Annotated in this window: 24 protein-coding genes; 17 read left to right on the forward strand and 7 right to left on the reverse strand. The window is 67.6% G+C overall.

What is annotated here, in order from left to right:
• Positions 1 to 5: 5 nt before the first annotated feature.
• The 10 genes from VET27_RS20530 (at position 6) to VET27_RS20575 (ending at position 11,500) form a co-directional block, all read left to right on the forward strand.
• Positions 6 to 2,405, forward strand: coding sequence for an NADH-quinone oxidoreductase subunit G (locus tag VET27_RS20530; RefSeq protein WP_526521461.1), 2,400 nt, complete (start codon positions 6 to 8; stop codon positions 2,403 to 2,405).
• The gene (gene nuoH, locus VET27_RS20535; protein ID WP_526521462.1) at positions 2,402 to 3,634 is read left to right on the forward strand and encodes an NADH-quinone oxidoreductase subunit NuoH; all 1,233 of its coding nucleotides are present in this window, start codon (positions 2,402 to 2,404) and stop codon (positions 3,632 to 3,634) included. The genes VET27_RS20530 and nuoH overlap by 4 nt, the downstream gene beginning before the upstream one ends.
• Positions 3,627 to 4,154 carry an NADH-quinone oxidoreductase subunit NuoI gene (nuoI, locus tag VET27_RS20540; RefSeq protein WP_526521463.1) on the forward strand — a complete coding sequence of 176 codons (528 nt, stop codon included), beginning with the start codon at positions 3,627 to 3,629 and terminating at the stop codon, positions 4,152 to 4,154. Before nuoH ends, nuoI begins: the two co-directional genes overlap by 8 nt.
• A gap of 8 nt (positions 4,155 to 4,162) precedes the next feature.
• Positions 4,163 to 4,915 carry an NADH-quinone oxidoreductase subunit J gene (locus VET27_RS20545; RefSeq protein ID WP_526521482.1) on the forward strand — a complete coding sequence of 251 codons (753 nt, stop codon included), beginning with the start codon at positions 4,163 to 4,165 and terminating at the stop codon, positions 4,913 to 4,915.
• Positions 4,912 to 5,211, forward strand: a complete 300-nt coding sequence (gene nuoK / locus VET27_RS20550; protein WP_526521464.1) for an NADH-quinone oxidoreductase subunit NuoK — start codon at positions 4,912 to 4,914, stop codon at positions 5,209 to 5,211. The genes VET27_RS20545 and nuoK overlap by 4 nt, the downstream gene beginning before the upstream one ends.
• Before the next feature lie 4 nt (positions 5,212 to 5,215).
• Positions 5,216 to 7,102, forward strand: a complete 1,887-nt coding sequence (gene nuoL / locus VET27_RS20555; protein ID WP_526521465.1) for an NADH-quinone oxidoreductase subunit L — start codon at positions 5,216 to 5,218, stop codon at positions 7,100 to 7,102.
• A gap of 5 nt (positions 7,103 to 7,107) precedes the next feature.
• Entirely contained in the window at positions 7,108 to 8,652 is a 1,545-nt protein-coding gene (locus VET27_RS20560) for an NADH-quinone oxidoreductase subunit M (RefSeq protein ID WP_526521483.1), read from the forward strand.
• The gene (gene nuoN, locus VET27_RS20565) at positions 8,649 to 10,226 is read left to right on the forward strand and encodes an NADH-quinone oxidoreductase subunit NuoN (protein ID WP_526521466.1); all 1,578 of its coding nucleotides are present in this window, start codon (positions 8,649 to 8,651) and stop codon (positions 10,224 to 10,226) included. Before VET27_RS20560 ends, nuoN begins: the two co-directional genes overlap by 4 nt.
• Before the next feature lie 9 nt (positions 10,227 to 10,235).
• A complete protein-coding gene (locus VET27_RS20570; RefSeq protein WP_526521467.1) occupies positions 10,236 to 11,030 on the forward strand; it encodes an enoyl-CoA hydratase in 795 nt (264 codons plus the stop codon).
• Between the two features lie 65 nt (positions 11,031 to 11,095).
• Positions 11,096 to 11,500: a VOC family protein gene (locus tag VET27_RS20575; RefSeq protein WP_526521468.1), complete on the forward strand. Its 405-nt coding sequence runs from the start codon at positions 11,096 to 11,098 to the stop codon at positions 11,498 to 11,500.
• On the opposite strand, the gene VET27_RS20580 is transcribed toward VET27_RS20575, so the two are convergent.
• Both VET27_RS20580 and VET27_RS20585 read right to left on the reverse strand, forming a co-directional pair.
• Positions 11,497 to 11,838: a hypothetical protein gene (locus VET27_RS20580; protein WP_526521469.1), complete on the reverse strand. Its 342-nt coding sequence runs from the start codon at positions 11,836 to 11,838 to the stop codon at positions 11,497 to 11,499. The genes VET27_RS20575 and VET27_RS20580 overlap by 4 nt on opposite strands.
• Positions 11,839 to 11,856: 18 nt before the next feature.
• Positions 11,857 to 12,459 carry a TetR/AcrR family transcriptional regulator C-terminal ligand-binding domain-containing protein gene (locus tag VET27_RS20585; RefSeq protein WP_526521470.1) on the reverse strand — a complete coding sequence of 201 codons (603 nt, stop codon included), beginning with the start codon at positions 12,457 to 12,459 and terminating at the stop codon, positions 11,857 to 11,859.
• A gap of 41 nt (positions 12,460 to 12,500) precedes the next feature.
• On the opposite strand from VET27_RS20585, the gene VET27_RS20590 reads away from it, so the two are divergent.
• Both VET27_RS20590 and VET27_RS20595 read left to right on the forward strand, forming a co-directional pair.
• Positions 12,501 to 13,640 (forward strand): phosphotransferase family protein, encoded by a 1,140-nt coding sequence (locus tag VET27_RS20590; protein WP_526521471.1) that lies wholly within the window; start codon positions 12,501 to 12,503, stop codon positions 13,638 to 13,640.
• Positions 13,640 to 14,755 (forward strand): Rv3169 family protein, encoded by a 1,116-nt coding sequence (locus tag VET27_RS20595; RefSeq protein ID WP_526521472.1) that lies wholly within the window; start codon positions 13,640 to 13,642, stop codon positions 14,753 to 14,755. The genes VET27_RS20590 and VET27_RS20595 overlap by 1 nt, the downstream gene beginning before the upstream one ends.
• 61 nt (positions 14,756 to 14,816) lie before the next feature.
• Here the strand turns inward: VET27_RS20595 and VET27_RS20600 are convergent, their stop codons facing one another.
• The 3 genes from VET27_RS20600 to VET27_RS20610 form a co-directional block, all read right to left on the reverse strand.
• The gene (locus VET27_RS20600) at positions 14,817 to 14,993 is read right to left on the reverse strand and encodes a hypothetical protein (protein ID WP_526521473.1); all 177 of its coding nucleotides are present in this window, start codon (positions 14,991 to 14,993) and stop codon (positions 14,817 to 14,819) included.
• 214 nt (positions 14,994 to 15,207) lie between these two features.
• On the reverse strand, positions 15,208 to 16,716 hold the full coding sequence (locus VET27_RS20605; RefSeq protein WP_526521474.1) for a flavin-containing monooxygenase: 1,509 nt from the start codon (positions 16,714 to 16,716) through the stop codon (positions 15,208 to 15,210).
• 46 nt (positions 16,717 to 16,762) lie between these two features.
• On the reverse strand, positions 16,763 to 17,743 hold the full coding sequence (locus VET27_RS20610) for a TIGR03617 family F420-dependent LLM class oxidoreductase (protein ID WP_526521484.1): 981 nt from the start codon (positions 17,741 to 17,743) through the stop codon (positions 16,763 to 16,765).
• A 27-nt stretch (positions 17,744 to 17,770) separates the two neighbouring features.
• On the opposite strand from VET27_RS20610, the gene VET27_RS20615 reads away from it, so the two are divergent.
• Positions 17,771 to 19,126 (forward strand): flavin monoamine oxidase family protein, encoded by a 1,356-nt coding sequence (locus VET27_RS20615; RefSeq protein WP_526521475.1) that lies wholly within the window; start codon positions 17,771 to 17,773, stop codon positions 19,124 to 19,126.
• On the opposite strand, the gene VET27_RS20620 is transcribed toward VET27_RS20615, so the two are convergent.
• On the reverse strand, positions 19,116 to 20,066 hold the full coding sequence (locus tag VET27_RS20620; RefSeq protein WP_526521476.1) for an alpha/beta fold hydrolase: 951 nt from the start codon (positions 20,064 to 20,066) through the stop codon (positions 19,116 to 19,118). The genes VET27_RS20615 and VET27_RS20620 overlap by 11 nt on opposite strands.
• A 118-nt stretch (positions 20,067 to 20,184) precedes the next feature.
• Here VET27_RS20620 and VET27_RS20625 point away from each other — a divergent pair, with 118 nt between their 5' ends.
• The gene (locus VET27_RS20625) at positions 20,185 to 21,156 is read left to right on the forward strand and encodes an NADPH:quinone oxidoreductase family protein (RefSeq protein ID WP_526521477.1); all 972 of its coding nucleotides are present in this window, start codon (positions 20,185 to 20,187) and stop codon (positions 21,154 to 21,156) included.
• A 32-nt stretch (positions 21,157 to 21,188) separates the two neighbouring features.
• Here the strand turns inward: VET27_RS20625 and VET27_RS20630 are convergent, their stop codons facing one another.
• Positions 21,189 to 21,440, reverse strand: a complete 252-nt coding sequence (locus VET27_RS20630) for a hypothetical protein (protein ID WP_526521485.1) — start codon at positions 21,438 to 21,440, stop codon at positions 21,189 to 21,191.
• Between the two features lie 172 nt (positions 21,441 to 21,612).
• Between VET27_RS20630 and VET27_RS20635 the strand changes: the two genes are divergently transcribed.
• From VET27_RS20635 to VET27_RS20645, 3 genes are all read left to right on the forward strand, one after another.
• On the forward strand, positions 21,613 to 22,473 hold the full coding sequence (locus VET27_RS20635; RefSeq protein ID WP_526521478.1) for an ABC transporter substrate-binding protein: 861 nt from the start codon (positions 21,613 to 21,615) through the stop codon (positions 22,471 to 22,473).
• Positions 22,470 to 23,297, forward strand: a complete 828-nt coding sequence (locus VET27_RS20640; RefSeq protein ID WP_526521479.1) for an amino acid ABC transporter permease — start codon at positions 22,470 to 22,472, stop codon at positions 23,295 to 23,297. The genes VET27_RS20635 and VET27_RS20640 overlap by 4 nt, the downstream gene beginning before the upstream one ends.
• Positions 23,294 to 24,006 (forward strand): amino acid ABC transporter ATP-binding protein (locus VET27_RS20645; protein WP_526521480.1); only part of this gene is annotated, 713 nt, incomplete at its 3' end. The genes VET27_RS20640 and VET27_RS20645, both read left to right, overlap by 4 nt.

A 24,006-nucleotide genomic window follows, 5' to 3' on the forward strand; every position in this document is an offset into this window, starting at 1 on the left:
GGGGCGTGACCACCGCGGAGAACAAGGCGAGACCGACGACCAGTCAGCCGGACGTCGAGATGGTGGCGCTCACCATCGACGACCACCAGATCAGTGTCCCCAAGGGCACGTTGGTGATTCGCGCGGCCGAGTTGATGGGCATCCAGATCCCGCGGTTCTGCGATCACCCCCTACTCGAACCCGTCGGGGCCTGCAGGCAGTGCCTCGTCGAGGTCGAGGGACAGCGCAAGCCGATGGCGTCGTGCACCATCACCGTCACCCCGGACATGGTGGTGCGCACCCAACTGACCTCCGAGTCGGCCGACAAGGCGCAGCGCGGCGTCATGGAACTGCTGCTGATCAACCACCCGCTGGACTGCCCGGTCTGCGACAAGGGCGGCGAATGCCCGCTGCAGAACCAGGCGATGTCCAACGGGCAGGCCGATACTCGCTTCACAGACGTCAAGCGCACCTTCCCCAAGCCCATCAACCTGTCCTCGCAGGTGCTGCTCGACCGTGAGCGGTGCGTGCTCTGCGCGCGGTGCACGCGGTTCTCCAACCAGATCGCCGGCGACCCGTTCATCGAACTGCTCGAACGTGGCGCCTTGCAGCAGGTGGGCATCGCCGCCGATGAACCGTTCGACTCCTACTTCTCGGGCAACACCGTGCAGATCTGCCCGGTCGGTGCGTTGACGGGCACCGCCTACCGGTTCCGCGCCCGGCCGTTCGACCTGGTGTCCTCTCCGAGCGTGTGCGAGCACTGCGCGTCGGGATGCGCGCAACGCACGGATCACCGTCGCGGGAAAGTGCTGCGCCGCTTGGCCGGTGACGACCCCGAGGTCAACGAGGAATGGAACTGCGACAAGGGGCGCTGGGCGTTCACCTACGCGACCCAGGGCGACCGCATCGCCACCCCGTTGGTGCGCGACGCCGACGGTAGCCAACGTCCGGCGTCGTGGTCGGAAGCCGTCGCGGTCGCGATCCGTGGGCTGACCGCGGCGGGCGGGCGCACCGGGGTACTGGTCGGCGGGCGGTTGACACTCGAAGATGCCTACGCGTACGCCAAGTTCGCCAGGATCGTGCTGGGTACCAACGACATCGACTTCCGAAGCCGTGCGCACTCCGACGAGGAGGCACGGTTCCTCGCGTCGGCCGTCGCGGGGCGACCGATGACCGTCACGTACGCCGACGTCGAGGCCGCGACCGCGGTGCTCCTCGTCGGATTGGAACCCGAAGAGGAATCCCCGATCGTCTACCTGCGCCTGCGCAAGGCGTTCCGCAAGCGCGGACTCAAGGTCAGCTCGATCGCGACGTTCGCCACCCGGGGGTTGCAGAAGATGGGCGGCACTCTCATCGCCACCACGCCCGGCGACGAAGCCGCCGCCCTCGACGCGCTCGGCGATGGCGTGGACGCGGGGACGATCGTCCTTGTCGGCGAACGACTCGCGAATTCGGCAGGCGCTTACTCCGCGGTGCTTCGACTCGTCGAACGGACCGGCGCCCGAGTCGGCTGGATTCCTCGGCGCGCCGGTGAGCGAGGCGCCTTGGAAGCCGGTGCGGCGCCGCACCTTCTGCCAGGTGGCAGGCCGCTGTCGGACCCCGACGCCCGAGCCGAGGTCGCCACAGCATGGAACGTCGACGAACTGCCCAGCGACGCAGGCCGGGACACGTCGGGCATCATCGCCGCCGCCGTGGACGGCTCGTTGGGCGCCCTGCTCGTCGGTGGCGTCGAAGTCGACGACCTGCCCGACCCGAGGGCTTGCCTCGCGGCCCTGAATGCGGCGCCGTTCGTCGTCAGCCTCGAACTGCGCCACAGCGCCGTCACCGAGCGCGCCGACGTCGTGTTCCCCGTAGCCCCCGTCACCGAGAAGTCGGGCACGTTCGTCAACTGGGAAGGGCGGCAACGGTCCTTCGAGCCGGCGTTGCCGCCCAACGCCACGTCTGACTCGCGTGTGCTCGCCGCACTGGCCGAGGAGGTCGGCGTCGACCTCGGACTGCGCGACGCACCCGCCGCTCGGTTGGAACTCCAGCGGCTCGGCACCTGGCAGGGCGCCCCGACCGCCGCTCCGAACGTGCCCGTCCCCGGGCCGGAAAGCCCCGCGTCGGGCCGTGCCGTGCTGGCGGGCTGGCGGATGCTGCTGGACGCGGGCCGCCTTCAGGACGGCGAGCCACACCTGGCCGGGACGGCTCGGCCCACCGTCGCGCGGCTATCCCCGTCGACCGCCGCCGAGATCGGCGCCGAGGATGGACAACTGCTCACCGTCGCCACCCCCCAGGGCGCCGTCAGCCTTCCCCTGGAGATCACCGAGATGCCGGACCGGGTGGTGTGGATGCCGCTCAATTCCGCGGGCTCACAGGTGAACACCGCACTCGGCGCCGCACCGGGCGCCGTGGTCGCCATCACGGCAGGAGGTGATCAGGCGTGACGTATCCCGACCTCACCTCCTTCGGCAACGACCCGTGGTGGCTGGTCCTCGCGAAGGCGCTCGGCGTGTTCGTGTTCCTCCTGCTCACCGTGCTGGTCGCGATCCTGATCGAGCGCAAGGTCCTCGGCCGGATGCAGATGCGCTACGGCCCCAACCGGGTTGGGCCCTTCGGTCTGCTCCAGAGCCTGGTGGACGGCGTCAAGCTCGCACTCAAGGAAGGGCTCATCCCCGCGGGCGTCGACAAGCCGATCTACCTCGCCGCCCCGGTCATCGCCGTCATCCCCGCATTCATGGCCTTCGCGGTCATCCCGTTGGGTGGCATGGTGAGCGTCTTCGGCCATCAGACCCCGCTGCAACTGACCGACCTGTCCGTCGCCGTGCTGTACGTGCTGGCAGTCACCTCCATCGGCGTGTACGGAATCGTGTTGGCGGGCTGGGCTTCCGGATCCACCTACCCCCTGCTCGGCGGGTTGCGCTCGAGTGCGCAGGTGATCTCCTACGAGATCGCCATGGCGCTGTGCTTCGCCGCGGTCTTCCTGTACTCGGGCACGATGTCCACCTCCGAGATCGTCGCAAAGCAGCAGGGCCTCTGGTACGTGTTCCTGCTGCTGCCGTCGTTCGTGATCTACGTGACCTCGATGGTCGGCGAAACCAACCGCGCGCCCTTCGACCTGCCGGAGGCGGAGGGCGAACTGGTCGGCGGATTCCACACCGAGTACTCGTCGCTCAAGTTCGCGATGTTCATGCTTGCCGAGTACGTCAACATGACCACCGTCGCCGCCCTGGCCACCACGCTGTTCCTCGGCGGCTGGCAGGCGCCGTGGCCGTTCAACATGATCGACGGTGCGAACTCCGGTTGGTGGCCGCTGCTGTGGTTCGTCGCCAAGGTCTGGACGTTCCTGTTCATGTTCATCTGGCTGCGCGGCACCCTGCCGCGTCTACGCTACGACCAGTTCATGAACCTCGGCTGGAAGATCCTCATCCCCATCTCGCTAGGTTGGATCATGACCGTCGCCGTCGTCCGGACCTTGCGCATCCATGGCTACGACGGTCTCGCCGCGGTCCTCGTCTCCACCAGCGCGTTCGTCGGTGTGCTGTTGCTGGTCTATCTCTGGCGGACGTTGCGGCACAAACGGACCCGCCCGCAGCGCCTCGCCGACCCGCCCTCGACCGCACCGGGCGCATTCCCGGTACCCCCCATTCCTGCGAAGGAGCCCGCCGATGCCTAAGCGGCCGCACCTCATCGATGCACTCGCCGGCTTCGGCGTGACGTTCAAGACGATGTTCAAGAAGCCGATCACCGAGGAGTATCCGGAGAAACCCGGGCCGACGGCCCAGCGATATCACGGCCGCCACCAGCTCAACAGGTATGACGACGGCCTGGAGAAGTGCATCGGCTGCGAACTCTGCGCATGGGCGTGCCCAGCCGACGCGATCTTCGTCGAAGGCGCCGACAACACCGAGGCCGAACGCTTCTCGCCCGGTGAACGCTACGGGCGGGTCTATCAGATCAACTATCTGCGGTGCATCGGCTGCGGTCTGTGCATCGAAGCCTGCCCAACGCGGGCGCTGACCATGACCAACGACTACGAGATGGCCGACGACAACCGCGCCGACCTGATCTACGGCAAGGACAAGTTGTTGGCGCCGCTGCAGCCCGACATGACCGCCCCGCCGCACTCCATGGCAACTGGCAGCACCGATGAGGACTACTACCGGGGCAACGTCAGGTCGGACGGCCTCGGGTGACGGCGGACCTGGGGCTCCTCGCCGCCGAGACCGTCTACCGCACGTCGACGATGGAGGCGGTGACGTTCTGGGTGCTGGGCACCCTCGCGGTACTGGGGGCCATCGCCGTCGTCGCCGCACCCAAGGCCGTGTACTCGGCGATCTTCCTGGCGTTGACGATGATCATCCTCGCGGTGCTCTACATCGCCCAGGACGCGCTGTTCCTCGGCGTCGTGCAGGTCGTCGTCTACACCGGCGCGGTCATGATGCTCTTCCTGTTCGTCCTGATGCTGATCGGCGTGGACTCCGCCGACTCACTGGTGGAAACCATTCGCGGACAACGCGTCGCAGCGATCGGGGCGGGCGGGGCCTTCGGCATACTGCTCATCGCCGGCGTCGGCAACGTCTCCGTCGCCGGTTTCACCGGGCTCGCGCAGGCCAATGCGGGCGGCAACGTCGAAGGGTTGGCCGCGCTGATCTTCGTCCGCTACCTCTGGGTCTTCGAGCTGACCAGCGCACTGCTCATCACGGCCACCCTCGGCGCGATGGTGCTGACCCACCGCGAACGCGTCGACCGTCGCAAGACCCAGCGTGAGCTCGCCACCGAGCGGTTCGCACCCGGCGGGCACGCCACCCCGATGCCGAATCCTGGTGTCTATGCCCGGCACAATGCGGTCGACGTAGCGGCGCGACTACCCGACGGCTCCGACGCCGAGACCTCGGTGAGTGGCATCCTGCCTCCCCGCACCATGGCTCCCACGAAGAACGGGGTACCGCGGTGAACCCCGAGAACTACCTGTATCTGTCCGCGCTGCTGTTCACCATCGGCGCGACGGGAGTGCTGTTGCGGCGCAACGCGATCGTGATGTTCATGTGCGTCGAGCTGATGCTCAATGCCGCCAACCTGGCCTTCGTCACGTTCTCCCGCATGCACGGCCACCTCGACGGTCAGGTGGTGGCGTTCTTCACCATGGTGGTCGCCGCCTGCGAGGTCGTGGTCGGCCTGGCGATCATCATGACCATCTTCCGCGCCAGGCAGTCCGCCTCGGTCGACGGCGCGAACCTGCTGAAGCACTAGGCCCATGACACTTCCCGTATGGCTGCTGATAGCGCTTCCACTCGTCGGTGCGGCGATCCTGCTGCTGGGCGGAAAGGCCACCAACGCCTGGGGTCATCTGCTGGGCTGCGCCACGGTGCTGGCGTCCTTCGTCGTCGGCGCAGTGCTGTTCGTCGGCCTGGTGAACGAACCGGCCGAGGACCGCGGACTCCACGAACACCTCTTCACCTGGGTGCCCGTCGGGCAGCTGCGGGTCGACTTCGGCCTCCAACTCGACCAGCTCTCAATATGTTTCGTACTGCTCATCACCGGCGTGGGTTCGCTGATCCACGTCTACTCGGTCGGCTACATGGCCCACGACCCCGAGCGCAGGCGCTTCTTCGGCTACCTCAACCTGTTCGTGGCGGCCATGCTGCTGCTCGTGCTGGCCGACAACTACCTCGGCCTCTACATGGGCTGGGAGGGCGTCGGCCTGGCGTCGTACCTGTTGATCGGCTTCTGGTCGTACAAGCCGTCGGCCGCGGCCGCGGCGAAGAAGGCTTTCGTCGTCAACCGGGTCGGTGACATCGGCCTCGCGCTGGCTCTGATGGTGATGTTCGGAGAAGTCGGAACCATCTCGTACGAGGGCGTCTTCGGGGCGGCCGACCAGATGAGTCAGGGCACGCTCACCGCGATCGGGCTGCTGCTCCTGCTTGCCGCGTGCGGCAAGTCCGCGCAGGTACCGCTGCAGTCGTGGCTCGGCGACGCGATGGAGGGCCCGACGCCGGTGTCGGCGCTCATCCACGCGGCGACCATGGTCACGGCGGGCGTCTACCTGATCGTGCGCTCCGGACCGGTCTACGACCTCGCTCCCGACGCCCGCCTCGGCGTGGTGATCGTCGGGGCGGTGACCTTACTCTTCGGCGCCGTCATCGGTTGCGCGAAGGACGACATCAAGAAGGCCCTCGCCGCCTCGACGATGAGCCAGATCGGCTACATGGTGCTCGCCGCCGGCCTCGGCCCGGCCGGCTACGCCATCGCGATCATGCATCTGCTGACCCACGGCTTCTTCAAGGCGGGATTGTTCCTCGGGGCCGGCTCGGTGATGCATGGCATGGACGACGAGACCGACATGCGCCGATTCGGCGGGTTGCGCACGTTCATGCCGATCACGTTCGTGACGTTCGGCCTCGGTTACCTGGCGATCATCGGGGTGCCTCCGTTCGCTGGCTTCTTCTCAAAGGACGCGATCATCGAAACCGCCTTCGCCGCAGGAGGAGTCAAGGGCCTGCTGCTCGGCGGCGCGGCCCTGCTCGGCGCGGGCATCACCGCGTTCTACATGACGAGGGTGATGCTGATGACGTTCTTCGGGGAGAAGCGGTGGAAGGCCGACAGTCACCCCCACGAGTCGCCGGGCAGCATGACGTGGCCGATGATCGTGCTCGCCGTCGGATCCGTCGGCGCTGGTGGACTGCTCGCCATCGGCGGCACGTTGGAGCACTGGCTCGAGCCCGTAGTCGGTGCCCACGAGGGGGCCGCGCACGCCGTGCCGGTCTGGCTGATGACCACCATCACGCTGGCCGTCGTCGCGGTGGGCGTCGGAATCGCCTACCGCAGGTACGCCACGCGCGCGATCCCGGAGACGGCGCCGGAGGACGTGTCCGCGCTGACCGTCGCCGCCCGCAGGGACCTCTACGGCGACGCCTTCAACGAGGACGCCCTGATGCGCCCCGGCCAGGTGCTCACCCGAGGCCTCGTCGAGATCGACGACGACGGCATCGACGACGTGTCCCGCGTCCTCGGCTCACTCGTGGGCGGCGCCTCGGAACGACTGAGGCAGTTGCAGACCGGGTTCGCCCGCTCGTATGCCCTCGCCATGCTCGGCGGCGCTGCGCTGGTCATCGCCGCGATCCTGGCGATGAGGGTCTGGTGACCGGCATGCCGTGGCTGACGGTGCTCTGGGCCGTCCCGATGGTCGGCGCGGGGGTCGTGATCCTGCTGCCCTCGGCGGCAGGGCATCTCGCGAAGTACGCGGCGCTCGCGCTGTCGCTGGTGGTGCTGGCGATCGCGGTGCTGCTCGCCGTGACGTTCGACCCGGCGGGCCCGCAGTACCAGTTCGTCGAGGATCGCGCCTGGATCCCGTCCTTTGGTACGGGCTACATCCTCGGCCTCGACGGCATCGCGCTGGCCTTGCTGGTCCTGACCGCGGTCCTGGTACCCCTGCTGATCGTCGCCGGCTGGCACGACGCCAGCGATCAGGCCAGGTCCGCGCACACGTACATGGCATTGACCTTGGCCGTCGAGGGCATGGTGCTCATTTCGCTGACGGCTCTCGACGTGCTGCTGTTCTACGTGTTCTTCGAGGCGATGCTCATTCCGATGTACTTCCTCATCGGAGGCTTCGGCGGCGCGAACAGGTCCAAGGCAGCGGTGAAGTTCCTGCTGTACAACCTGTTCGGCGGTCTGATCATGCTGGCCGCGGTCATCGGGTTGTACGTGGCGACGGCCAATGGTGACGCCTTCGCGGGCGGCACCTTCGACTTCCGGGCGATCGTGGCCGCCGTCGCCGACGGATCACTGAACATCGATCCCGCCGTGCTGAACGCGTTGTTCCTGGGCTTCATGTTCGCCTTCGCGGTCAAGGCACCGCTGTGGCCGTTCCACCGCTGGCTACCCGATGCAGCGGTCGAGGCCACCCCCGCGACGGCGGTGCTGATGATGGCCGTCGTCGACAAGGTCGGCACTTTCGGGATGCTGCGGTACTGCCTGCAGCTGTTCCCGGACGCGTCGATGACGTTCCGGCCGTTGATCATCACGCTGGCGGTCATCGGCATCGTCTACGGCGCGATCGTCGCGATCGGCCAGACCGACGTGATGCGGTTGATCTCCTACACGTCGATCTCCCACTTCGGCTTCATCATCCTCGGCATCTTCGTGATGACCAGCCAGGGCCAGTCCGGATCGACGCTCTACATGGTCAACCACGGCATCTCGACCGCGGCGCTGTTCCTCGTCGCGGGATTCCTGGTGTCGCGCAGGGGAAGCCGCGCCATCGCCGCCTTCGGCGGGGTGCAGAAGGTGGCGCCCGTTCTCGCGGGTACGTTCCTCGTCGCCGGGTTGGCGACCTTGTCACTACCGGGCCTTGCGCCGTTCATCAGTGAATTCCTGGTGCTGCTCGGCACCTTCACCACGTATCCCGCCATGGCCGTCTTCGCGGCGTCCGCGCTGGTGCTGTCGGCGATCTACATCCTCTGGATGTACCAGCGCATGATGACCGGACCCCTCGCCCCCGACAACGAGAAGCTGCGCGACCTCGTCCCGAGAGAACTCGTCGTGGTGGCACCGCTGATCGCGATCCTGCTGGTGCTGGGGGTCTATCCGAAACCCGTCCTGGACGTCATCGACCCGGCCGTCGGCCACACGCTGACCACGATCGGTCAACAGGACCCGCCACCCCGTGTCGCGCAAGGACCCGCGAAATGACACTCACCCCACCCTCGGTCGAATACGGCCTGCTCTCACCGATGTTGATCGTGCTGGGCGTCGCCGTCCTCGGTGTGCTCGTCGAGGCGTTCCTGCCCCGCGCGGTGCGTTACCGGGTTCAGTCGACGTTGGCCGTCGGAGGTCAGGTCGCCGCGCTGGCGGCGGTCACGATCCAGTGGATCGGTCTCGGTTCGTCGAGTGGCCAGGTCGCCGTGGTGGGCGCCGTCGCCGTCGACAAGCCCGCTCTGTTCCTGCAGGGCACCCTGCTGCTGGTAGGCATCCTCGGCACGCTGCTGATCGCCGAGCGCCGCATCGCCTCCGAGGTCGACGCGCACGCCGGAGCCAGTGGCCTCGACGCCTTCACCCCGATGGCGTCGGCCGTCCCGGGCAGTGTCGCCGAGAAGCTCGCGACTAAGGCCGGCATCGCGCAGACGGAGATCTTCCCGCTGACCATGTTCGCCCTCGGCGGGATGATGCTGTTCGGAGCCTCCGACGACCTGCTGACGATGTTCATCGCGCTCGAGGTGTTCTCGCTGCCGCTGTACCTGATGTGCGGGCTGGCGCGGCGACGGCGACTGCTCTCCCAGGAGGCTGCGCTCAAGTACTTCCTCCTCGGCGCGTTCTCGTCGGCGTTCTTCCTGTACGGCATCGCGCTGCTGTACGGCTACTCCGGCGGGCTGAGCCTCAGCGGCATCCGCGACCAGGCGGCTTCGAACCCGGATGACACGACACTAGCCCTCGTCGGCATCGGCCTGTTGTCGGTCGGGCTGCTGTTCAAAGTTGGTGCGGTGCCCTTCCATTCGTGGATCCCAGACGTGTACCAGGGCGCTCCGACCCCGGTGACGGCCTTCATGGCGGCGGCCACCAAGATCGCCGCGTTCGGCGCCATGCTGCGCATCTTCTACGTCGCACTGCCCGACTTCAAGGACGACTGGCGGCCGCTGATGTGGGGCGTCGCGATTCTCACGATGGTGGTCGGCACGGTGACGGCGGTGTCGCAGAGCGACGTCAAGCGGATGTTGGCCTATTCGTCGATCGCCCACGCCGGCTTCATCCTCACCGGCGTGATCGCGCTGAACGACAGCGGCGTCGCCGCGACGTTGTTCTATCTCTTCGCCTACGGATTCAGCACCCTTGGCGCCTTCGCCGTCGTCAGCGTCGTGCGCAACGCGGCAGGCGACGAGGAAACCGACATGTCGAGGTGGGCGGGACTCGGACGGAGCCACCCACTGGTGGGCGTGGTGTTCTCGCTGTTCCTCCTCGCGTTCGCGGGAATCCCGTTGACCAGTGGCTTCGTCAGCAAGTTCGCGGTCTTCAAGGCGGCGGCCGAAGGTGGTGCCGCGCCACTGGTGATCGTCGGCGTCTGCGCCAGCGCGGTGGCGGCGTACTTCTACGTGCGCGTGATCGTGCTGATGTTCTTCACCGATCCGCCCGAAGACGCGCCGACAGTAGTGGTGCCGAGTGCGCTGAGCACCGCAACCGTCACGTTGAGCGCGGCGATCACCCTGGTTCTCGGCGCCCTGCCGCAGCCGATCCTCGACTTGGCGAACACCGCGAACCAGTTCGTGCGTTAGCGTTCGCCCATGCCTGACGACGAGTTGGTGGTCCGCACCGATCACGGTGCGATCCGCGTGCTGAGGATGAACCGTCCACATGCACGTAATGCGTTGAACCGCGGGCTGATCAGAGCCTTGTACGCAGCCTTGAAGTCCGCGGACGGGGACGCGTCGGTGCGTGCCGTCGTCCTCACCGGTGCCGACCCCGCCTTCTGCGCGGGCATCGACCTCAAGGAGGCGGCGCGCGACGGCCTCAAGTACTTCGATGAGTTCAAGACGCAGAGTTGCATCACGGCGGTCGCCGAGATGCGCACACCGATCGTCGGCGCCGTCAACGGGTCGACCTTCACCGGTGGCCTCGAACTGGCGCTGGGATGCGACTTCCTGGTCGCCTCCGACTGGGCCGTGTTCGCCGATACCCATGCGCGCGTGGGCATCCTGCCGGGTGGTGGCATGACCGCACGGCTCCCCCGGGTGGTCGGTGACGCGATGGCCCGCCGCATGTCGATGACCGGCGAGGTGGTGGATGCGGTCCGCGCCGAACGCATCGGCCTGGTGACGGAGGTCGTTCCGCACGACGGACTGCTGTCCCGGGCCATCGAACTGGCCGCCCAGATCGCCGGGGTGCCCAAGCCGACGATGTTGGGGCTCAAGGAGATCTACGTTCGCGGCGCGTCCGCCGTCGTCGACCCCGCACTGGCCGCCGAGGACGCGATCGCGGGCGCTCAGGAACACGACCTGGCTGGCCTGGAGCAGCGGCGCCTCGACGTCATGCGCGACAACAAGTCGCAAATCGGTACCATTGTTCCTGATCGCTCGTAGGTTTGAACCGCCCGGCAAGCCACAACGTGTCCACTGCGACTGATCCCACGAACAAGGACGTTCACATGCCCGCCTTTCCTGCCCTGACCCACGTCGCGCTCACCGTGAGGGATCTTTCCGTCAGCGCACCCTGGTACCGCCAGCTCATCGGTGTCGACCCGGTGATCGACGAGGACACCAACGCCGGCTACCGCCACGTCGTGTACGCCCTCCCCAACGACACGCTGCTCGGCATACACCAGCACACGCAGCCCGCGCCGGAGGAGCCGTTCAGCGAGTTTCGCGTCGGCCTCGACCACGTGGCGTTCGCCTGCGGTTCCCGCGCGGAGCTGCAGGATTGGGTGGATCGCCTGGACGAGCTGGGCATCGCTCACGGTGGGATCGTCGACGCACCGTACGGCTCGGGTCTGAGCTTCCGCGACCCCGACGGATCGGCCCTGGAGTTCTTCGCGCCGCCTGCCCAGGGTTAGGAATCCGCCGGCGAGTCGTCGTCCGACCCGGCCATCAGGACGTTCCACGCCTCGCGCCGTTTGCGGTCCTGCACCTCCTTGCGCCACTGGGTGCCGCGCTGGCTGAACTGCCCCTCCGCGGCCCGTTCGGCGATCTCCGTGATGCGCCGACCGAGGACCAACGCCTCGCCGATGGTCATGGTCAGCAGGACTCCGGCCCGGTCACCGTCGGGTCTGCCGACGGGGTCGACGACGACTCTGGCAGTCTCGGCCCGGCCATCCGCATCGTCGGTCCAGGGCGGGGTGGAGTACACCTCGGGCACCCCGTCCTCGTCGTTCAGGGTCAGCTGCACGTACATGGGTTCAACGGTAGCCGCTCAGGCCTTGACACCGTGACTGATGATGGCGGCGGTCTGCTCGACCCAGGCGTCGTCCTGCTGCCCACTGGGATCGAGCAGCAGCCGAAGAAGCGTTGCACCACCGATGATCTCGATGAGCCGCTCGGGGTCGACGTCCGCGTGCACCTCCCCGCGGGCGACGGCGTGCACCAGGCGTTCCCGAACAACGCCGAAGAGTCCCACGAAGCGGCTCATGACGCGTGCGTTGAGTTCGGCGTCGGCCGCCATGTCGGCGATCAGCCCAGGTAAGGCGGCCCGCACCACGGGGGTGGTGAAGACGTCGCGGGCGGCGGCGACCATGGCCCGCACGTCGCCGACGATGTCGCCCTCGGGGGTCGTCAACGCGGTGGGCGCTACGGGGAACGCGGCCTCGTGGACCAGTTCGGCCTTGCTCGACCACCGCCGGTACAACGCCGTCTTCGTGGTGCCCGCGCGCTCGGCGACGGCCGCCATGGTGAGATTCACGTACCCGATTTCGACGAGCAGATCCGCGGTCGCCTCCAATATGGCAACGTCGATACGCGGGTCGCGTGGGCGTCCGACGCCTGGGGTCTCGACAACGTCACTCACGTCTGCTTTCATAACGCTACTCACCGTATCGTAATTGCTCGAAGGGGTAAACCGTGACCAACGAACCGGCTGTCGAAGACGTCAGCCGCCTCCAACACTCGTCTCGCGACGTCGCCACCCTGCCGTCTGTGATGGCGCAATGGCTTTCGACCGTCATGCCGGGAGGCACGACGCCCGACGTGACCGTCGAGAGCAGCATCGACGCGAACGGGATGTCGTCGGAGACCATCATCCTGACCGGGAAGTGGGCGCAGGACGGCCAGCCGACGGAGCAGAAGTGGGTGGCCCGCGTGGCTCCGAGCACCGAGGACGTCCCGGTGTTTCCGACGTACCGGCTGGACCACCAGTTCGACGTCATCCGGCTCGTGGGCGAGCTGACCGACGTGCCGGTTCCCCGCGTCCGCTGGATGGAGAATTCGGGAGACGTGCTCGGTACGCCGTTCTTCCTGATGGATCACGTCGACGGCATCGTGCCACCCGACGTCATGCCGTACACGTTCGGCGGCAACTGGTTCGCCGACGCGCCCGCCGAGAAGCGACGCGAGCTGCAGGACGCCACGGTCGACGTCCTGGCCAAGCTGCACTCGATCCCCGATGCCGTCGAAACCTTCGGATTCCTGTCCGAGATCGACCCGCCCGGTGACACCCCGTTGCGCAGACACTTCGGCTGGCTCAAGGACTGGTACGAGTTCGCCGTGCCCGACATCGGCCGCTCATCACTCGTCGAAACCGCCTTGGCGTGGCTGGAGGACAACTTCCCGACCGACGTCGCCGCGACACCGCCCGTGCTGGCATGGGGCGACTCGCGCATCGGCAACGTGCTCTACGAGGACTTTCGTCCCGTCGCGGTGCTCGACTGGGAGATGGCGACGGTCGGACCGCGCGAACTCGACGTCGCGTGGATCGTGTTTGCACACATGGTCTTCCAGGAACTCGCTGGACTCGCGGGCCTGCCCGGGCTGCCCGACGTGATGCGCGAGGAGGACGTGCGCTCGACCTACGAGGAATTGACCGGCGCAACGCTGGGCGACCTGAAATGGTTCTACGTGTACTCCGGGGTGATCTGGTGCTGCGTGTTCATGCGGACCAGTGCCCGACGGGTGCGCTTCGGGGAGATCGAGAAGCCCGACGACGTCGAATCGCTGTTCTACCACGCATCGCTGCTGAAAAGACTTCTCGGAGAGGACAACTGATGCTTGGCCCCATGGATGAGTTTCCGGTACACCAGATCCCGCAGCCGATCGCACAGCCGGGATCGTCGGACCGCAACTTCTACGACCGGTCCTACTTCAACGCCCACGACCGCAGCGGTGACATCTTCCTCATCACCGGCATGGGGTACTACCCGAACCTCGGGGTGAAGGACGCGTTCATGCTGGTCAGGCGCCGCGACGAACAGACCGCGGTGCACCTGTCCGACGCGATCGACCAGGATCGGCTCAACCAGCACGTGCTGGGATACCGCGTCGAGGTCCACGAGCCGCTGCACCGGTTGCGCATCGTGCTCGAGGAGACCGAGGGCATCGCAGCCGACCTCACCTGGAACGGGTTGTTCGACGTCGTCCAGGAACAGCGACACCTGCTGCGGGCGGGCAACCGGGTGACGCTCGACGCGCAGCGGTTCGCACAATTGGGTTCGTGGAGCGGGCATCTCGCGATCGACGGCGAGGAGATCCCCGTCGACCCGTCAACATGGATCGGCAGCCGCGACCGGTCCTGGGGCATCCGGCCCATCGGCGAAGCCGAACCCGCTGGGCGCCCGGCAGATCCGCCGTTCGAGGGCATGTGGTGGCTCTACGTGCCGATGGCGTTCGACGACTTCTCGATCGTCATCATCATCCAGGAGGAACCCACCGGCTTCCGCTCGCTCAACGACTGCACGCGCATCTGGAAGGACGGGCGCGTCGAGCAGCTGGGGTGGCCGCGGATCAAGATCCACTACAACTCGGGAACGCGGATCCCGACCGGCGCCGGCATCGACGCCACCGCACTCGATGGTTCACCGGTGCACTTCGACGTGGAATCCAAACTGCCGGTGCCGATTCACGTCGGCGGCGGCTACGGTGGCGACTCGGGGTGGATCCACGGCGTGTGGAAGGGCGACAAGTTCACCGAACGCCTCACCTACGACATGACCGACCCCGCGATCGTCGGGCGGGCCGGTTTCGGCGTCATCGACCACGTCGGCCGCGCGGTGTGCACCGAGGGCAACGGCGCGCCCGTCGAGGGCTGGGGTCTGTTCGAGCATGGCGCACTGGGCCGTCACGACCCGTCGGGCTTCAAGGACTGGTTGACGGTCGCGGACTAGGCAGGACTCACACACGAAGAAGGGGCACCCGTTTCCGGGTGCCCCTTTCGTAGTGCTTGCGTCAGCGGCCGTTGCCGATGGTCGAAGTGACCGTGCCGACGGTGGCGCGCTGCTGGATGTCGTTGATCCACTGGTGGTGGTCGACGTCCGCGCTGGCGGGGGCGGCCAGGCCGAACAGTGCGGCGGCGAAACCGGTGGCGGCGATGCTGGCCATGCTGGCGAATCCGAACTTCTTCATGATCATCCCTCTTTCTCGGGCCGATTCTCCGGCCGGTCTGAGTGATGTAACGGGGCAGGTCAAGGGTTTAATTCCGGTGGCAGAAATTGATCGACGGCTGGCAGGAATCGAGGCTTGGGCGCCACGCCAAACGTCGCGAGGCATAACCCGCGGCGCCCTCTCTCGGCGTGTCGCCGCCAACGATTATGTGTCGCGGAAGGGAGCGGGAAGGGGGCTAGGCGGTCTGCGCCGGCTCGCTCTGCTCGCTCTTCTTGGCGGCCGACGCCGGGGCACGGCCGAAGACCATCGACTCCTCGATGCGATCGAAGCGGTGGTCGATCAGGTCGAGCACGTAGTTGTGCCGGACGTTCCACGGTCGGTGGATACCGGACTTGGGCAGTGCATGCGGGGTGCGCTGGACATAGCCGGCCTTCAGGTCGAACGTCGGCTTCTCCTGCATCGGCACATCGCCTAGGTGCGGGTAGGCGTGCGTATATCCGTGAGAGTCCATGTACGCCAACAACTTCGCCACCGCGCGCGCCGTCATGTCGGCACGCAGTGTCCACGACGCGTTGGTGTAGCCGATGCACCACGCCATGTTCGGGACGTCCTCGAGGAGGTATTCCTTGTAGACGAAGCGATCGGTGGGCTTGATCTCGGTGCCGTCGACGACGATGGTGATGCCGCCCAGTGCCTGCAACTGCAGGCCGGTGGCCGTGACGATGACGTCGGCGTCCAGCCGGTTGCCGGACTTCAGCACGATGCCGGTGGCGTCGACGTGGTCGATGCGATCGGTCACCACCTCGGCGCGGCCGTCGCTGATGTGGTCGAACAGATCCCGGTCGAGGACCAGACACATTCGCTGGTCCCACGGGTCGTAGCGCGGTTTGAAGTGCAGGTCGACGTCGTAGCCCTCCGGCAGGGCCGAGACGGTACGGTTCCTGATCAGCCACCGTCCGAACTTCGGGGCCTTGCGGAACATGAAGTACGACAGCACCGAGAAGGCTGCGTTCCGCAGTCGGACCACGGCGTGGGATAGCTTGCGCGGCAGCACCTTCCGGATCGCCTGCACCATCGGGTCGATCCGGGCCATCGACATCATGTACGTCGGCGAACGCTGAAGCATGATGACGCGCGAGGCCGTCTTCGCCAACGCGGGAACCAGGCTGATGGCCGTGGCGCCACTGCCGATCACCACGATCCGTTTGCCGGAGTAGTCCAGCGACTCCGGCCAGAACTGCGGGTGCACCACGTCGCCGGCGAAGTCCTCCATGCCGGGGAACTCCGGCGAGTACGGCCGGTCGTAGTCGTAGTAGCCGGTGCCGAAGAACAAGAAGCGCCCCCGGTACAGCTTCGCCGAGCCGTCGGGCGTCGCGGTGCGCAGCTTCCAGGTGTCGGTGGAGGAGTCCCACTCGGCCGAGATGACGTGCGTGTCGAACCGGATGTGCCGGTCGATGCCATGATGGCGCGCCGCATCGGTGAGGTAGTCGCGGATGTCGCCGCCGTCGGCCACGTTCTCGGGCCGGGTCCACGGCTCGAAGGGCAGGCTGAGGGTGAAGATGTCACTGTCCGAGCGGATGCCCGGGTAGCGGAACAGGTCCCACGTGCCGCCGATGCGCTCGCGCCGCTCGAGAATGGTGTAGCTGAGCTTGGGGTTCTTCTCGTGGATGCGGTACGCCGCCCCGATACCCGAGATACCCGCGCCGATGATCAGCACGTCCGAGTATTCCGCCTGGCCGTCCATCGCGAACCTCCCTTGGTCCTGCTCCGTACCACCACACGATAGGGGGTCAACCCTGCAGTGCGTCCACGATCCCCGCCAATGAATCCACCTGGATGGGTGCCGGCTGATACACGCACACCTGATCACTGACGCCCGCCACGCGGTCGCGGATGTGAGCGGCGATCTCCTTCGGCGTGCCGCAAGCGGCGATGGTGTGCAGCACTTCGTCGTCGATCAGCCCGCCCATCTCCTGCCAACGCCCCTGCTTGGACAGCGCGTGCAGGTCCGGCTGCAGGTCGCCCCAACCATGGGCCTCGAGCACCGGACGATAGGCGGGCGTCGACCCGTAGAAGGCGAGTAGCTGACGGGTCGCGGTGTGGTGCGGGTCCTCGTCGCTGACCGACACGATGATCTCGGGGACGACGGCGAAGTCGGCGCGACTGCGTCCCGAGGCCGCCAGCCCCTCGTCGACCTTCGGCATCGTGACGTCGTGGAGAAAGCGCTTCGAGCCGAACGGCATGACGAGCAGTCCGTCGGCGGCCTCGGCCATGGCGCGGGTGAGGCGAGGTCCGAGCGCGCCGACGTAGATCGGGGGCGGCCCGTGCGGGATGGACTTCGGGGTGAAGTTCGGCGTCATCAGGGTGTGGCGGTAGAACTCGCCCTGGAAGCTCAGCCGCTCACCGGTGGTCCACGCCTCGAAGATCGCTCGGAGCGCACCGATCAGCTCGGTCATCCTGGCGACCGGCTTGTCGAAGTCGGCGCCGAACCGCTTCTCGATCTGCGTGCGAATCTGCGTGCCCAGTCCGAGGATGAACCGCCCGTCGGCGAGCAACTGATGGTCGATCGCCTGATGCGCGAGGTGAATCGGGTTGCGCGGGAACGCGATCGCCACATTGGTCATGAGGTCCAGCCCGCCGACCGTCGATGCCAACGTCAGCGGCGCGAAGACGTCGTGCGGCCCCTCGAAGGTGAACACCCCGGTGGCACCCGCCTCGCGCAGCGCCCGGGCCCGCTCGATCGCATCCGTGGGTCCGAACAATGCCGTCATGACCTTCACCCGTGAGAGCCTAGTCAAGTGACCACCCCAGTCGGCCCGGACGTCGTGATCGTGGGCGCCGGGTTCGCCGGGTTGACGGCCGCGCGCAGTCTGACCGGGCTGGGGTACGACGTCGTCGTTCTCGAGGGCCGTGACCGCGTCGGCGGCCGGTCCCACACCACCACGATCGCCGGTGTGCCCGTCGACTTCGGCGGTACGTTCGTCGGGCCGACACAGACCGAGGTGCTCGAGCTCGCCGCCGAACTCGGCTGCCCGACCGTACCGACCTACCACGAAGGCAAGAACCTGATCCGCTGGCGCGGCCGGGTCGAGTCCTACCGCAGCACCATCCCCAAGCTGTCGATCCTCGAACTGCTCGACGTCTCGCGCATCCAGTGGCGGTTCGAACGCCTCGGCAGGCAGGTCCCGCTGGGCAAACCGTGGACGGCGCCGACGGCTCACCGCCTGGACCAGCAGACCCTGGAGGGCTGGCTGCGGTCGGTCCACGCGGGCAGGAGCACCAGGGATCTGATGGCGATCATGGCGCGGGTGACCTGGGGCTGCGAGCCCGACGAGGTGTCGCTGCTGCACGCGGTGCGCTACGTCAAGGCCGCAGGCGGCATCGGCCCGATGCTCGACGTCGAGGGCGGCGCGCAACAGGACCGCTTCCCCGCGGGAACCCAGCAGATCGCGTTGCGCATGGCCGAGGATCTCGGCGACCGGGTGCGTCTCGACCACGTCGTGGAACGCATCGCGCACGGCGCAGACCGCGTCACCGTGCACACCGCCACCGAGGCCCTGACGGCGCGCGCAGTGGTCGTCGCCGTCCCGCCCGAGCACCGCGCGATCATCGCCTTCGACCCGGGACTGCCCGTCGGCCACGCCGACCTGGCGAGGCACTGGCCGCAGGGCAAACTCAGCAAGGCCTACGCCGCGTACGCGACGCCGTTCTGGCGCGCCGACGGGCGATCGGGCGAGGCGCTGTCCGACGACGGTCCGGTGTTCATCACGTTCGACGTCAGTCCCGGTGACGACGGACCGGGAGTCCTACTCGGCTTCACCGACGCGCCCACGTTTGACCCGCTTGCGCCGGATGCCCGCCGCGCCTGCGCCCTGAAGTGCTTCGCAGACCTCTTCGGCGACCGGGCACTGCACCCGATCGACTACGTCGACCACCGCTGGGGCGCAGAGCCCTTCGCGCCGGGAGGTCCGACCGCCGCGGTGCCACCTGGTTCGTGGACGACCTACGGGCAGTGGTTGCGCGAGCCGGTGGGTGGCATCTTCTGGGCGGGCACCGAGACCGCAGACGAATGGACGGGGTTCCTCGACGGGGCAGTTCGGTCGGGCCACCGTGCGGCCGCCGAGGTCGCCGGGTACCTGACTCCTACGAGCTGATCCACCGTTGCGCCCGAACTGATTCGACGAGCGCCCGCAGGTGCTGGTTGACCTCGTCGGGGTGTTCCAGGGGGCCGCAGTGGCCGCCGGGCAGTTCGACCAGGGACGTCAGATTCGGTGCGTCCGCGGCGATTCGGCGGGACGCGCCGATGGGCAGCAGACGGTCATGACGACTGCCGATGACCAGCGTTGGCACGGTCAGGTTTCGCAGCGAGATGTGTGTCGGGCCAAGCGAATCGACGAGCACCCTGGCCCAGCCGCCACGGCCCGCCGCCGGGGTTTCGGTGAACAGGTCGAAGACGAAGTCGGCGATCGCCGGGTCGGCGTCACGGCCCACCGCCAGCGCGGCGACGAAGCGTCGGCTCTGCTGCACCGAGCCGGGCACCAGCGGCGCGGACCCGAACCTCTTCAGCAACAGCCCAGCCGTTCGCACCCGGCCGCCCACCAACGGACGCGGGACGGGAAGGAAGTTGACGTGGCGCAGCAGATCACCGGTCGTCGTGTTCATCAACGCGACGGCGTCGGCACACTGCCGAACCCGATGCGAGTAGCGCTGCGACCACGACGAGATCGCGATGCCGCCCATCGAATGACCGGCGATCACGGCGCGCTCGCCCGGGGCCAGCGTGGCATCCAGCACCGCATCGAGGTCCGCGGCCAGGAAGTCCAAGCTGTAGTTCCCGCGGCGCTGCGGCACTGCACTTCGGCCGTGGCCCCGATGGTCATAGGCGATGACGCGGTAGTCGCTTGCCAAGTCGGCAATCTGATGGGCCCACACCCGAATGGCGCACGTGATCCCGTGCGCCAGCACGATGGGGTATCCGTCCTCGGGACCGAACACCTCGGTGTGAATCTTCGTACCGTCCACCGAGCGGACGTCGACCGAGCGGCCCGGCGGCATCGCGTCCAGCAGTGCCAGCCGCCTCAGACTCGTCGCCATGTGCGCTCCGATCCGCCGCGGCACCCTTGCCATTGGCTGCCGAATTGTAACCATCGACGCGGTCGGTGCGGCGGACCGTCGTACTGGCGTCCTCGCACCGCGCTGTTAAATGGTCACGATGCGCGCCATTCAGATACCCAGGCTCGACGGTCCGGAGGCTGCGGAACTCGTCGAGATCGACGAACCGATCCCCGGCGACGACGTCCTCATCGACGTGTACGCCGCCGGTGTCGCGTTTCCCGATGCCCTTCAGACGCGCGGGCTCTATCAGCACAGGCCGGAGCTTCCCTACGTGCCGGGCGCCGAGATCGCCGGCGTGGTGCGCAGCGCTCCCCCTGGTGCTCACGTGACCGCGGGCGACCGGGTGGCCGCGCTCACGATGCTCTCCGGCGCGATGGCGGAAGTCGTTGCGCTACCGGCAGATCGGGTGTTCAAGCTGCCCGACGCGGTGTCCTTCGAGGCCGGCGCCGGGCTGCTGTTCAACGATCTGACGGTGCACTGTGCGCTACGTACCCGCGGCCGCTTGGTGGCAGGCGAGTCGGTGCTGGTGCACGGCGCGGCCGGCGGCATCGGCACCTCGACGCTGCGCCTTGCCTCGGCGTGGGGTGCGGCGCGCAAGATCGCCGTCGTCAGCACCGAGGACAAGGCCGACGTGGCCCGCGCCGCCGGCGCCACGGACGTGGTGCTCGCGGACGGCTTCAAGGATGCCGTGAAGGAACTCACCGGAGGGCGGGGCGTAGACATCGTGGTGGATCCGGTCGGCGGTGATCGGTTCACCGATTCACTGCGGTCCCTCGCTCCCGGCGGCCGACTGCTGGTGATCGGCTTCACCGGCGGTGAGATCCCGACGGTCAAGGTGAACCGGCTGCTGCTCAACAACGTCGACGCCGTCGGCGTCGGCTGGGGCGCCTGGGCCGCCACCCACCCTGGGTATCTGGCCGAGCAGTGGGCCGAACTCGAGCCGTTGCTCGCCTCCGGCGCGGTGTCGGCGCCCGAACCCGTGGTCTATCCCCTCGAGCGAGCCGCCGAGGCCATCGCCTCCCTGGAGGACCGCACCGCCAAGGGCAAGGTCGTCGTCAAGGTCCGGTAGGTAGCCGGCCGCGGGCAGCTTCACGTCGTGACTCAGGGTTGCTTGGCGCGGACGAGGAAGGCGACGGCCGCGACCGCTGCGACGACACCGATCACACCCCACAGCACGAACGAGAAGACCAGGGAGCCGACGAACCCGCCGAACGTCGACGCGAGGTACACCAGCCAGATCAGGCGGTAGGCGCACCACGCCGCGAGGACGGCACTGCTGATGCCGATGATCCGGCTGCGCTGGCGGTCGACGCGGTTGACCTGTTCCTCGACGGCGGTGGGGACGATGTTCATGCTGTCGTGCCTTTCGTGGGGCGTCGCCTCGGTGGCGTCGTCGTTGAGGCAAGTAGACGGTGCCCCCACGGCTACCGATCCCAACAATCGCGCATCCCCGAGACACTGACTGAAGCGGTCGTGATGATCAGAAGGATGGCGCGCAATGACCAGGTGCGCGATGATGCCGCCCATGCGCAATCTCTCGGGTCTGGTGTCCATGCTGGCTCTCATCGGTCTGGCGGCCGCCACGGCCTGTGCCCCTGCTGACGACACGGCGACCAGCACGTCATCGGCCGCCGGCGCGGCCGTGCCGTGCACCAAGGACTCCCTGACCACCTTGACGAAGGGGTCCATCACCTTCGGCACCGACCAGCCGGCGTACCCGCCGTGGTTCGTCGACGACGACCCCGCCAATGGCAAGGGCTTCGAATCGGCAGTCGCGTACGCCGTCGCCGACAAGCTCGGGTACGCCACCCAGGACGTGAAGTGGGTGCGGGTGCCGTTCAACGCGGCGATCGCGCCGGGCCCAAAGACGTTCGACGCCAACCTGAATGAGTTCTCCATCACCGACGAACGCAAGCAGGCCGTGGACTTCTCCTCGCCGTACTTCAACGTGACGCAGGCCGTCGTCGCGGTGAAGTCCTCACCGGCGGCGCAGGTGAAGACCCTCGACGGGCTCAAGGGTCTCAAGCTCGGCGCCCAGGTCGGCACCACCAGCTACACGGCCGCCCAAGCCATCGACCCGGGTGTCGCGGTGTTCAACAACAACGACGACGCCAAGGCCGCGTTGTCGAACGGTCAGATCGACGCGCTGGTGCTGGACCTGCCGACCGCCTTCCAAGTACAGAGCGAACTCACCGACGGCGTCACCGTCGGCCAGTTGCCCGCAGGCACCGAGAAGGCCGAGCAGTTCGGGATCGTGCTGGACAAGGGCAGCCCGCTAACGGCTTGCGTGTCCAAAGCCGTCGACGAGCTCGGCAATGACGGCGAGCTGTTCAAGCTGCAGAAGGTGTGGCTCACCGGCGCAGGCAACGCACCGGTCCTCTCATGACCACGGCCGCCCTTGACCGGGTGGCCTACCGGCAGTCACGAGCCCGACGGTCCATCCTGGTCGCCCTGGTGTCGACCGTGGTCTTCGCCGCGGTGCTGCTGTTCGCGGTGACGTCGTCACCGGGCTGGCCGCGAGTCCGCGACTCGTTCTTCAACCTGCGCGTCGGCTGGGACAGCTTGCCGGCGCTGCTGGAGGGCTTGTGGCTCAACGTCCGGGTCCTGGTCGTCTGCCAGGTGCTGATCCTGATCTTCGGTCTCGGCCTGGCGGCGGTGCGGACCCTTCGCGGCCCCGTGTGGTTTCCGGTGCGGGCGTTGGCAACCGGATACGTCGACCTGTTCCGCGGCCTGCCGCTGCTGATCTGTCTGTACCTGGTCGGCTTCGGCCTGCCGGGTTTGCGACTGTCGGGACTGCCGACGAACCCGGTACTGCTCGGCGGTCTGGCACTGGTGTTGATCTACTCCGCCTACGTAGCCGAGGTGTTCCGGGCGGGCATCGAATCGGTCCACCCGTCGCAGTTGGCGGCCGCCAAATCCCTTGGGCTCAACTATCGGCGGACCATGCGACTGGTGGTGCTGCCGCAGGCGACGCGCCGGGTGACACCCGCACTGCTCAACGACTTCGTGGCACTTCAGAAGGACTGCGGCTTGATCTCGGTGCTCGGCGCCGTCGACGCGGTCCGCGCCGCCCAGATCCAGGTCGCCACCACCTACAACTTCACGCCGTACGTCGTGGCGGGTCTGCTGTTCGTGGCGCTGGCGGTGCCGTCCGCGCGGTTGGCCGACTGGGCGGCCAAACGGGTGGCGACCCGACAGGGCGCGCTGTGACGGATCCGGTGCTGTCGGTGCGGGGCCTCACGAAGGCCTATCACGATCGACCCGTGCTCGACGGCGTCGACCTCGACGTCGACGAGCATCAGGTCGTCGTGCTGATCGGGGCGTCCGGATCGGGAAAGTCGACGCTGCTGCGGTGCATCGACCTGCTCGAGGACATCGACGACGGCCAGATCCTGCTCGACGGCCGCGACATCAGCGACCCGCGCATCGACGCCGACGAAGCCCGCCAGGCCATGGGCATGGTGTTCCAGTCCTTCAACCTGTTTCCCCACCTGACCGCGCTGGCGAACGTGGCGCTGGCTCCCCGGGTGGTGCACGGGTCGACGCGCCGTGACGCCCAGGAGCGCGGCCGCGAACTGCTGACCCGGGTCGGTCTGGCCGAGCACGCCGACGCCTACCCGGACAAGCTGTCCGGCGGTCAGCAGCAGCGGGTGGCCATCGCCCGGGCACTGGCCTACGACCCCCGACTTCTGCTGCTCGACGAGATCACCAGCGCGTTGGACCCAGAATTGGTCGGCGAGGTGCTGACCCTCGTCGGCGAGTTGGCGGGCGCGGGCCGCACCATCGTGATGGCCACCCACGAAATGGCGTTCGCCCGAGAAGTCGCCGATCGGGTGTGCTTCCTCGATGGTGGCCTGATCGTCGAATCCGGCTCGGCCGAAAAGGTTTTGACCGATCCGCAGCAGGACCGCACCCGTCG

The organism is Mycobacterium sp., from assembly GCF_035633495.1.
Lineage (GTDB): Bacteria > Actinomycetota > Actinomycetes > Mycobacteriales > Mycobacteriaceae > Mycobacterium.

Coding starts and splice junctions, on each gene's coding strand:
- nuoI (WP_526521463.1), top strand. CDS start 3,627: ATGCCTAAGCGGCCGCACCTCATCGATGCACTCGCCGGCTTCGGCGTG.
- nuoL (WP_526521465.1), top strand. CDS start 5,216: ATGACACTTCCCGTATGGCTGCTGATAGCGCTTCCACTCGTCGGTGCG.
- VET27_RS20560 (WP_526521483.1), top strand. CDS start 7,108: ATGCCGTGGCTGACGGTGCTCTGGGCCGTCCCGATGGTCGGCGCGGGG.
- nuoN (WP_526521466.1), top strand. CDS start 8,649: ATGACACTCACCCCACCCTCGGTCGAATACGGCCTGCTCTCACCGATG.
- VET27_RS20570 (WP_526521467.1), top strand. CDS start 10,236: ATGCCTGACGACGAGTTGGTGGTCCGCACCGATCACGGTGCGATCCGC.
- VET27_RS20575 (WP_526521468.1), top strand. CDS start 11,096: ATGCCCGCCTTTCCTGCCCTGACCCACGTCGCGCTCACCGTGAGGGAT.
- VET27_RS20580 (WP_526521469.1), bottom strand. CDS start 11,838: ATGTACGTGCAGCTGACCCTGAACGACGAGGACGGGGTGCCCGAGGTG.
- VET27_RS20585 (WP_526521470.1), bottom strand. CDS start 12,459: ATGAAAGCAGACGTGAGTGACGTTGTCGAGACCCCAGGCGTCGGACGC.
- VET27_RS20595 (WP_526521472.1), top strand. CDS start 13,640: ATGCTTGGCCCCATGGATGAGTTTCCGGTACACCAGATCCCGCAGCCG.
- VET27_RS20600 (WP_526521473.1), bottom strand. CDS start 14,993: ATGAAGAAGTTCGGATTCGCCAGCATGGCCAGCATCGCCGCCACCGGT.
- VET27_RS20605 (WP_526521474.1), bottom strand. CDS start 16,716: ATGGACGGCCAGGCGGAATACTCGGACGTGCTGATCATCGGCGCGGGT.
- VET27_RS20610 (WP_526521484.1), bottom strand. CDS start 17,743: ATGACGGCATTGTTCGGACCCACGGATGCGATCGAGCGGGCCCGGGCG.
- VET27_RS20620 (WP_526521476.1), bottom strand. CDS start 20,066: ATGGCGACGAGTCTGAGGCGGCTGGCACTGCTGGACGCGATGCCGCCG.
- VET27_RS20625 (WP_526521477.1), top strand. CDS start 20,185: ATGCGCGCCATTCAGATACCCAGGCTCGACGGTCCGGAGGCTGCGGAA.
- VET27_RS20630 (WP_526521485.1), bottom strand. CDS start 21,440: ATGAACATCGTCCCCACCGCCGTCGAGGAACAGGTCAACCGCGTCGAC.
- VET27_RS20635 (WP_526521478.1), top strand. CDS start 21,613: ATGCGCAATCTCTCGGGTCTGGTGTCCATGCTGGCTCTCATCGGTCTG.
- VET27_RS20640 (WP_526521479.1), top strand. CDS start 22,470: ATGACCACGGCCGCCCTTGACCGGGTGGCCTACCGGCAGTCACGAGCC.